Annotated in this window: 8 protein-coding genes; 2 read left to right on the top strand and 6 right to left on the bottom strand. The window is 42.8% G+C overall.

Going from position 1 to position 8956, the window contains the following annotated elements; translation table 11 throughout:
* Window positions 1-40 precede the first annotated feature (40 nt).
* The gene (locus AB6E30_RS04310; protein WP_372102725.1) at window positions 41-394 is read left to right on the top strand and encodes a hypothetical protein; all 354 of its coding nucleotides are present in this window, start codon (window positions 41-43) and stop codon (window positions 392-394) included.
* 187 nt (window positions 395-581) lie between these two features.
* Here AB6E30_RS04310 and AB6E30_RS04305 read toward each other — a convergent pair whose 3' ends face one another.
* From AB6E30_RS04305 to AB6E30_RS04285, 5 genes are all read right to left on the bottom strand, one after another.
* A complete protein-coding gene (locus AB6E30_RS04305; RefSeq protein WP_229647550.1) occupies window positions 582-1478 on the bottom strand; it encodes an RNA polymerase sigma factor RpoD/SigA in 897 nt (298 codons plus the stop codon).
* 414 nt (window positions 1479-1892) lie between these two features.
* Window positions 1893-2225, bottom strand: coding sequence for an Hpt domain-containing protein (locus AB6E30_RS04300; protein ID WP_017060508.1), 333 nt, complete (start codon window positions 2223-2225; stop codon window positions 1893-1895).
* Window positions 2219-3808, bottom strand: a complete 1590-nt coding sequence (locus tag AB6E30_RS04295; RefSeq protein ID WP_372102724.1) for a response regulator — start codon at window positions 3806-3808, stop codon at window positions 2219-2221. The genes AB6E30_RS04300 and AB6E30_RS04295 overlap by 7 nt, the downstream gene beginning before the upstream one ends.
* 289 nt (window positions 3809-4097) lie before the next feature.
* Entirely contained in the window at window positions 4098-5648 is a 1551-nt protein-coding gene (locus tag AB6E30_RS04290; protein WP_372102722.1) for a DHA2 family efflux MFS transporter permease subunit, read from the bottom strand.
* A 3-nt stretch (window positions 5649-5651) separates the two neighbouring features.
* On the bottom strand, window positions 5652-6716 hold the full coding sequence (locus AB6E30_RS04285) for an HlyD family secretion protein (RefSeq protein WP_372102720.1): 1065 nt from the start codon (window positions 6714-6716) through the stop codon (window positions 5652-5654).
* Between the two features lie 128 nt (window positions 6717-6844).
* Between AB6E30_RS04285 and AB6E30_RS04280 the strand changes: the two genes are divergently transcribed.
* Window positions 6845-7756: a LysR family transcriptional regulator gene (locus AB6E30_RS04280; protein WP_017060504.1), complete on the top strand. Its 912-nt coding sequence runs from the start codon at window positions 6845-6847 to the stop codon at window positions 7754-7756.
* A gap of 160 nt (window positions 7757-7916) precedes the next feature.
* Here the strand turns inward: AB6E30_RS04280 and AB6E30_RS04275 are convergent, their stop codons facing one another.
* A complete protein-coding gene (locus AB6E30_RS04275; RefSeq protein ID WP_372102718.1) occupies window positions 7917-8774 on the bottom strand; it encodes a polysaccharide lyase family 7 protein in 858 nt (285 codons plus the stop codon).
* Between the last annotated feature and the right edge of the window lie 182 nt (window positions 8775-8956).

The following is an 8956-nucleotide window of genomic DNA, read 5'->3' as shown; positions in this document are numbered from 1 at the left end:
CCTTAATTATTAGAAGGGTCCGTTAGACAGGAGGGACGACATGTATCGTTATGTCAGTTCACCGCAAGCGTCGAAGTACATAGTGCCACCGCCTCAACATCGAGAGTTGTCGAGTGTGGATGTGCCTGAGTCTGAATTAGAGATGCGAGAAATATTGAATAATTGGTTTGCTGATGGTTTAGCGCCCATTATTGAAAGTGACGATGACTACATCTCTGCGAGCGATCACGTTCGATTTGAAAAGCTTAGCCGCACCGTTGGGATGTTGTTGAGAAACAAAGATTATTATTTTGCGGCTAAACGGATTTTATCAGTGTGGGAACAAGATTGTCTTGAAACCACTTATATCAATTATCTCATTTTGCGCAGTGAGCGAGTCATTTCTTTAAGGTAAGTTAATGGTGTGGCATTTTTCATTAGGCATTAGGCATTAGGCATTAGCGACTTAGGGTTCGTGTGCTTACGATCTTTTAATTTTTCTAACGAATCAGCAAACAAAAAGGGCAAGCTTGGAGGCTCACCCTAAAGGTCTTTGTTTTGGCTTAACGTTATTTTCAATTAATTCTCAACTGGGTTACGACTTACACCCAACCATCAAATTTGAGTCGTTTTTGAATTCTTTCGACCGCTTCTTTCTGCATTTGTCTAACACGTTCATTAGAAACATTCACATCCAACATTTGTCCGACCTCAGACAGCGTTTTCACCTTGTTATCAAAGAAACCAAAACGGTGGATGAGCACCTTTTGTAATTTTGGAGGAAGTGTATAGATGATTTGTTCTAGAGCTTGGGTAAAGGATTGATCCTCACAATCTTGTTGAGGGTCTGGGATATATTCACTTTCGCATTGATCAAGCACCATAGGCGCATGGCTAGTTCCAACCGTTGTCGTCACGTCAATAAACCCGCTTAACGCCACCAGTTGATCGACGCGTTCGGCCTTTACACCTGAACTGTCTGATAGCTCAGAAATTGAAACCTCTTTACTCATTTTTTTGCTTGCATCGAGCTTTTTTGAGGCGAGGCTGTTTATTTCTTTACACACGTGGGCTGGCAATCGAACGGTTCGACCCGTGTTCATGAGTGCGGCTTCAATGTTTTCGCGGATCCACCAAACAGCATAGGTTGAAAAACGATAGCCTGGTTCTGGATCGTATTTGTCGATGGCCTTAATCAAGCCAATGTTGCCTTCCTCGATCAGGTCGAGCAGGGTGAAATTATTACCTTTACGTTTTAGGTAACTCTTTGCGATTTTCACAACAAGGCGCAGGTTTGATTCGATCATTACATCACGCGCTTTTTTCTCACCCGCGCGATTCAATTTTGCGTAATACACCTCATCTTCACGCGACAGCAGATCAATGCCAACAATATCTTTCAGATAATGAGCATAAGGGTCTGCACTGGTAGAAAATGATTCGGTAATGGGTGTTTCATCCGTGAGCCCCTGAAACGCAGCAAAACTATCGTTGTTCATTTCCTTGTCCTTATCTAGCCGACTGAACGTTTTAGTTTTTTTTATTATGCCACCAAGTGATTAACGCTTGGTTTCATTAGAGTGTAGATAACAATTTCTTCTTTACCAATAAATAAAATGCAATTTCGTATGTTTATGTCACAAAAAGATCTACAAATATTTAACTATTTTGCATCTCATCAAGTGTGTTGGTTTTTCGTTTAAAACATTAAGACGGATAGTTTATAAAGCATCTGTTATACATCGGTTTATCTAGATAAATGACGTGAATTTATAGGTGTGGGTTAGAACTATAATTGAGAGGAGAAATGATGAGAAAAATGTTAAGAGTCGAGGTTCAATGTTTCCAAGCACCTCAACTCTTTTAGCTGTGTCGGCTGTTAAGTATCGCCATGCACGTTTTAATTCTATCGACTAATAAGTGCTAAGAACCTCATCGATTTGCTGATTAATGATCTTCATTTCGCTGTAGATAACCGAAAGATCATCATCTTGCGGCGCAAGCTTATTGAGTGTGTTTTGTTCTACTCTTTCCAATGCAACTGTGGCCGTTTCTTCACCAAAGCTGGCTAAAATGCCTTTTAAGGTGTGCACGGTAAAATGAAGCTTGCCCCAATCTTGTTGTTGAACCAACTCTTCGATCTCTTGTAGCGAATTGCCATGGTCTTCTTGATATGTAGACAAAACGGCGTAAATGACGTCTCTGTCATTGTCTAAATAGGCGTTTAAAGCATCAAAGTCTAGCATGTGGACTCCTGTCGGCTGAATGTTGAAAATGGGCTAGGCGGCTTAGTGGAAAAACCATACCTTGATGAATCACTAATCCATTGATTCCATTTTGGAGGAAGTTCTAACTGTAAGATTTCTTCTAGATAGTCGTCGCTAAGTTTCTCATCTATATGAGCTTTATTGACGGCGTATATATAGTCAAGTTTGGCGGCAACTGAATATGGGTAACTGTGAATGTAGTCCTTTATTTCTTGGATCGAACCCAAATTTTCAATGTTTATACACGTTGAAGGGTCGACATTTTTGGACTCAAGTTGGTGATTTATGGCTTCTCCACGAGATTTGAGACATCCCACTGTTAAATGATAAAGAGAGTACTCACCAAAGTGGGCGAGCATGGGTAATAACTGAGTGAGCAAATAAGTCGGTTGGCTGTGGAAATTGTTCGCTAACAGTGTCGAAGCTCTAATCACTTTTTTGTGGGCAATCTGAGGGCTATTTTCGATGAGCAATATGCTGCTCTGAAATAGGGCAAGGCTGGCCAAAACTTGCTGCTGTTGTTTTACCGGAAGTTTCAGGTTTACCAACTCGGTGAATTGGTTGGCGTGCTCAAGCAAAATACGTTTGTACTTTAGTTGCGTCTCGCGCTGATACGTTGCTTTTAAGGAATTAAAGTGCGCACCAATGGAATGGATGACATCAATGTCAGCAGCTGAAATGTGGGTTGCATACATCTCACCTAACTTTATGATCATATGTGTGTTATCTGCGTTCTCAGCTAAGTCGATGGCCCTGATTGCACGATGGCTGATGCTGGGAGTCATCTCAAATGCACGAATCGCTAATTTAAGAGCAGGCAGCAGCATTTTATGTTTTTCATAGATACAGCTTAAGCAGTCAATCACGCTCAATGAGAGTGGCTGTGCTATTAGAAAATTGTGGAGCTTATCTATGGCTAAATTTGGCTTGCCTAAGCTGTCGAGAATCAGCGCCTCAGCCACCAATTTGGTTGGGTGCATGTTGGTTTTGGAGTTGTTAATGACGCTAGAGAGTAACTGCCATTTCTTACCTGCAATTAAATGTTCAATCAATGTCGCTTCGAACTGAACGCTAGTACCATTAGGGGAGATCGCCAAAGCTTGAGCTAATCTCTCTTGACTGGCAATGGGATACAAATCATTCAGTTGGGTGAGTTTCTTTGAAACGGACACGGCACTTTGGATCTTTTTACCCAACGTTTGAGTATTAATCGGTTTAGAAACGAAGTGGTGTGCTTCACCTGAAAGGGCGGTTAATACTGTTTCCTGACGCATATCCCCAGAGAGCAAGATTGTCGCCACAGTATGATCGATGAGGCGGTTTCGATACAGAATGCCCAACAGCTCAAAGCCAGTAAAAGACTGTTCTAAGTGGTAGTCAATGAGGAGTACATGAAAAGAGTGTGTCTCGACCGCTTTAATGGCTTTTCGATAGTCGGTCGCAATAAAAATACAGTCGCGCGAAACTCCCAAACTAGCCAGTTGCTGCTTAATAAGTATTGTTGCGCTTTTAGAGTCGTCGACGATCAAAATTCGAAGGTCTGTTGGTAAGGTCAAATCCATTTTCCTTAATACCAAATGTTATTTTTTAATTTAGGTGTCAAGTTGCACATTGTCAAGGTGCCTATATCACATACAAACACTCAATAAACTATTGGTAATTAAAGAGTATTAGATAACATTTATGAAAGCCTTCAAACGCAGGTGACTTTTACCTGATTTTAGTGGGGTTATACGTGTTTTAGAAATAAAAAAGAGGCAAGCCGATAAGCTCACCTCTCTGTTTTATTGTTCGAGTTTTTATTCGAAATGTTGTTCTTTGCTTGAAGTTTTATTTACCGAAACTCTAACGTTAATCACGCATGTTTAGAATCAATACTGCCGCTAGAGCCAAGAACGCCGTCATCATTAAGAACACATCGTTGTAAGCCATGATGGCTGCGTCACGTTGCATTGTGCCGAGCAAACTTGCTTGTGCTTGTTGCATCGCAGTTGCGGCATCACTTCCTGACTGAATGAAAAACGCTTGTTGTTGCTGAAGCGTCTGCCAACCAAGTTGACTCACTGAAGGTAGCGACTCCTTGATGTGTGCTAAGTGCTCACGGGTTTTGTTATCCAATAGCGTAGCGATAATCGCGATGCTGAAAGCGCCCCCTAAGTTCCGCATTACGTTGGTTAACGTTGATGCGTCTGGCGTGTCCATTTTGCTGATGTTCTTCATGGCAACCAAAGACAGCGGAACCATGATGAACGGACTACCAATAGCACGCAGAACCATAGATAAAATCAGCTGATGCCCGCCAAAATCGATTGTCATGTGTGTATTTACGTAACAACTAAAACCGAACATCGCGAAGCCAAAGGTAACCAAGTACTTAGGCTTAATGATCTGTGTTAGCTTTGGCACAATTGGGAATATCAGAAGCTGTGGGAAACCCATCCACATTAGCACTTCACCAATTTCCATCGCGTTATATTGCTGAATTTGAGTGAGATACATCGGTAGAACATAGATAGAGCCGAGCAATGCCATTCCTAGAATCAAATAGGCGATACAAGACATCGCAAATTGCCCACCCCGCAATAGCCGCAGGTTAACCAATGGCTTCTTGTGTTGGAGTTCGTTTATCACGAAGTAAACCAAACTCACCGCCGACACGATACTCAAGCCAATAATAAAGCTCGAACTGAACCACTCTTCACGGTTACCTTCTTCTAACACCACTTCCAAACAACCTAGCCCTAATGCCATGGTGGCGATACCAAACCAATCGGCTTTTTTCAGCGTGCCAAGGTCGAGTTTTTCATCGTCCAAGCCATATCGGATCATGGTGATCACAAGCAAAGCTGGCGGAATATTGATGTAGAAAATATAGTGCCACGAGAAGTTCTCCGTCAGCCAGCCACCAAAGGTAGGGCCAATCGATGGAGCAAAGGTCGCGGTTACACCAAACAGTGCCATACCCACAGCACGCTTGTTGACCGGCAATAACTGAATCACCAGCGAGAAAGCAAGCGGGATTAGAGCACCACCACTGAAGCCTTGCATCGCGCGGAAAACGATCATCGAGGTCATGTTCCAAGAGAACGAACACAACAAAGATGAAATGGTGAAAATGGCTGTCGTCCACGTGATATAACGGCGTTTACCGAGCGCTTTAGAAAGCCAACCACTGAGTGGGATAGCGATCATCTCTGCGACTAGGTAAGACGTAGAGATCCACGAGCTTTCATCCAAGGTGGCTGATAGCGCACCTTGAATATCTTTGAGAGACGAGTTGGTGATCTGAATATCCAAGATCGCCATAAACGCGCCAATCAAGCCGCCAAATAGGGCGATCCAATGGCGTCTCGAAACCTCGTCATCATCATTTGTTTGGGTGACAACACCAGCGTTACTCATGGTCTAGCCTCGTTTATCGATGGTCGCTACCACAGACAAACCAGGAAGCAGTCGACCTTTCAACTCTTGCTGATCTGGAATAGTAATTTTAACCGGTACACGTTGAACGATTTTAGTGAAGTTACCGGTCGCGTTTTCTGGTGGTAGGAGCGCAAATTTAGCGCCAGTCGCAGGGGAGAAACTGTCTACCACACCTTCAAGAGGCTGCCCCGGGAACGCATCCAGCTCTACTTCAACCGTCTGACCTTTGTGAATACCACTTAGCTGTGTCTCTTTGAAGTTGGCTTCAATCCACACTTGGTTGTTTGGTACCAAGCTCATCAGTGGTGCGCCTGCTTGAATCAGCAAGCCTTCACGTACGCTGCGTTTACCAATCACGCCATCTGCTGGCGCGTAAATTTTGGTGTAATCAAGGTTAAGCTGTGCTTGATCTCTCTGGGCTTGAGCTTCGGTCACGGATGCATTTGCTTGCTCAATCTCACTAGCGATAACGGTTAATTGGTCATTGGTTGCAACGAGGTTTGCTTTTGCTTCTTCTAAATCTGCCTGAGTTACTTTTTGTTGTGCAACCATGCTATCGACTTCATCTTGAGACGCGTAGTTACGCTTTAGTAAGCTACGAGAACGTACCACTTGTTGAATCGCGCGTTCGTATTCAGCTTGTGCAGAATCAACGCGGCTTTCTGCTTGATTGATCTTGCTACGTTGTAACGTTTGTTGTGCCACTAGATTTTTGACGTCTGATTGCATGACGCTTAAATGGGCGTTTGCTTGAGCGAGTGCTGACTGGTAATCACGGTCATCGATTTGAACCAGCAAATCACCTTCTTTAACCGATTGGTTATCACTCACATAAGACTTAACAATATAGCCAGAGACCTTAGGGCTAATATTCGTGATGTCGCCTTGTAGGTAGGCATTGTCGGTAGATTCAAAGTACTGGCCATATCCGTACCAGTATCCAGCACCGGCTAAACCCAATGACAGCATGATCGCAGTAGCAATAAGCGGAGCTTTTTTACGTTTTTTTGTGCTTACTGTTTGCGAAGCGTTGTTGTTCTCTGTCATTTTTTCTTTCTCATTTTGTTTTTATTTAGATGTAACGAATTGTAAATGAATTCGATTGATTGATAAGATAGGAAAAAAGGGAAACACTGTTGCAAAAATCTAACTAATGGCGCTTTGGGAGAAGTACGATGGACTTAAATGCTGTGACTGTTTTTACACAAGTTGTTGATTGTGGGAGTTTCACGCACGCAGCTGAAGCATTGAACATGACCAAGTCGACCGTCAGCCGAAAGCTAGACGAGCTGGAACAGCATCTAGGTGTGAGGTTGATCACTCGTTCGACACGAAGTTTAGTCTTAACGCCAGAGGGTGAGCGCTTTTATCAGTCGAGCATGCAGATGCAAGAGATCATGAACCAAGCTGAGCTAGAGGTTTCAGCCAATCAGGATTTGATCCGAGGGCAGTTGAATGTTGTGTTGCCTGTCGAATTGGGGCATCAAGTATTAGCCAAATACATCCACAGCTTCCTAAAAGAGCACCCAAACGTGACTTTGAACTTAGAACTGTCGAATCGAGAAGTCGACATCATTGCGGAGGGTATCGATCTTTACGCACAAATTGGTGAGCTAGTGGACTCGAGCTTGGTTTCTCGCTACCTCACAACATCAAAGCGTGTATTGGCAGCCAGCCCTGAGTATTTAGAGCAGTTCGATGACGTCTCTTCACCCGATGATCTTGAACCGCCATTCAGAATGATTGAGGTGGTGAACAAGGCCGCGCGTCTACCCAAGTGGCATTTACAATTAGAAGGCGGAGAGTCGATTTTGATCGATCTGCCGTGTCAGTTGCGGGTGAATACCATCACGGCATGCCTAACAGCGTGTGTGGATGGGCTCGGCTTGGCGGTGCTTCCTGAATTCATTTGTCGTGAGCACTTCAAGACAGGCAAGTTGATTCGTTTGCTACCTGAATATGAGATGCCGGAAGTTTCAGTAAGCCTAGTGTATGCAGACAGGCAGTTGATGCCGAAACGTAAGAAGGTCTTTATCGACTATCTACTGACTGCTTTTCAAAATAGAGCCAATCAAATAACGAAATAAAGGCATATTGTATTGGGAGCAACAGAAGGAATCGGCTGCCTAACTGTTGATTAGTTGTAATTCATTGACAATGACCAATAACATTGAAAAGAGAAAAACGAACTTGTTAACAAGTTCGTTTTTTTCTGATTGCTAATGTAGTTGTAGGCTAAGTACCGAACTAGCTCTTTTTCTCTGTGTACTCTAGCTTGTAGAAGTGAGCTTCACTTTGTCCATTTGTAAATTGGTTGTATACGCCAGCTTTGAAGTAGCTTAATAGGTGACGCCAGTAGTCAATATCCTGCTCAACTTTACGTTCACCGTTTACGTCAACAATAAGTTTCTTATCACCCACGATTAAATCAAATGCTGTTGGTTTGCCTTGTGGTGCTTTGCCTAAATCATACTGAGAATATGCTACGTCTGATTTGCATATTTCCTTGTCTTGGTTTTTCTTGCCGAACGATCCTTTACAAATTACAGCGTTGTTTTTAATGATTGCCCAGAAATGCCCTTCAATACCATTATTGTCACGTTTCCATACAACACGAAGCAAAGGGTGAGGGACATTGTGAGTACCAAGATCATCTAAGCCTTTGTTATGTACTTGTAGGAATGTAATCTCGTCTTGCTTAGAGTCTGAGTTCTTCATCGACTCTTCAGGTTTTATGATCTCCACCTCCGAACTTAATGTGTATGTTTCATTTGTTAAGTCTGTGCGGAAGTTTTCCTGAACGCGTAGCTCGTTGCGCAGGTGGTCATTCTTCATGGTAAAGACTAGCGCTTCACTTTCTTTGTCGACATAGAAGTTGTTGTTCACAATGCCGTCGTAGTTATTATCGAGCGCAAAATAGTCTTTGTTGCCTTTCTTTCCGTTTGGATCTGAAATTTGAAGTTCAGAAACTGACAAAACATTTTGGTATTGAGAGTAATTAGAAGGTTCGCCTAAAGCTCCTTCTGGATTCGAAAACTGAACATTAGCGATTGCCGAAGAAGAAAAGGCAAGAAGGGCACAGCAAGTGAGTAGGGTCTTTTTCATCAAAAATATCTCTTTTGTATTATTATCATTCAATATAAGCATTGATATCACTTTTGAGATTTATGTGAAAACATCTGTGTTTGAAATTGTGGTCGGCACCCAATTTTCTTGTACAAAAATAGAGAGAATTAGGTGTCGATTGGGATTGGTACCTGAGTGTCAAAGGTGTGGATTTTTGCTCG

Source organism: Vibrio sp. 10N.247.311.12 (assembly GCF_041467515.1).
Taxonomy (GTDB): Bacteria; Pseudomonadota; Gammaproteobacteria; order Enterobacterales; family Vibrionaceae; genus Vibrio; species Vibrio crassostreae_C.
The sequence above is the reverse complement of the archived record's forward strand: the minus strand, read 5'-3'. Positions and strand labels throughout refer to the sequence as shown.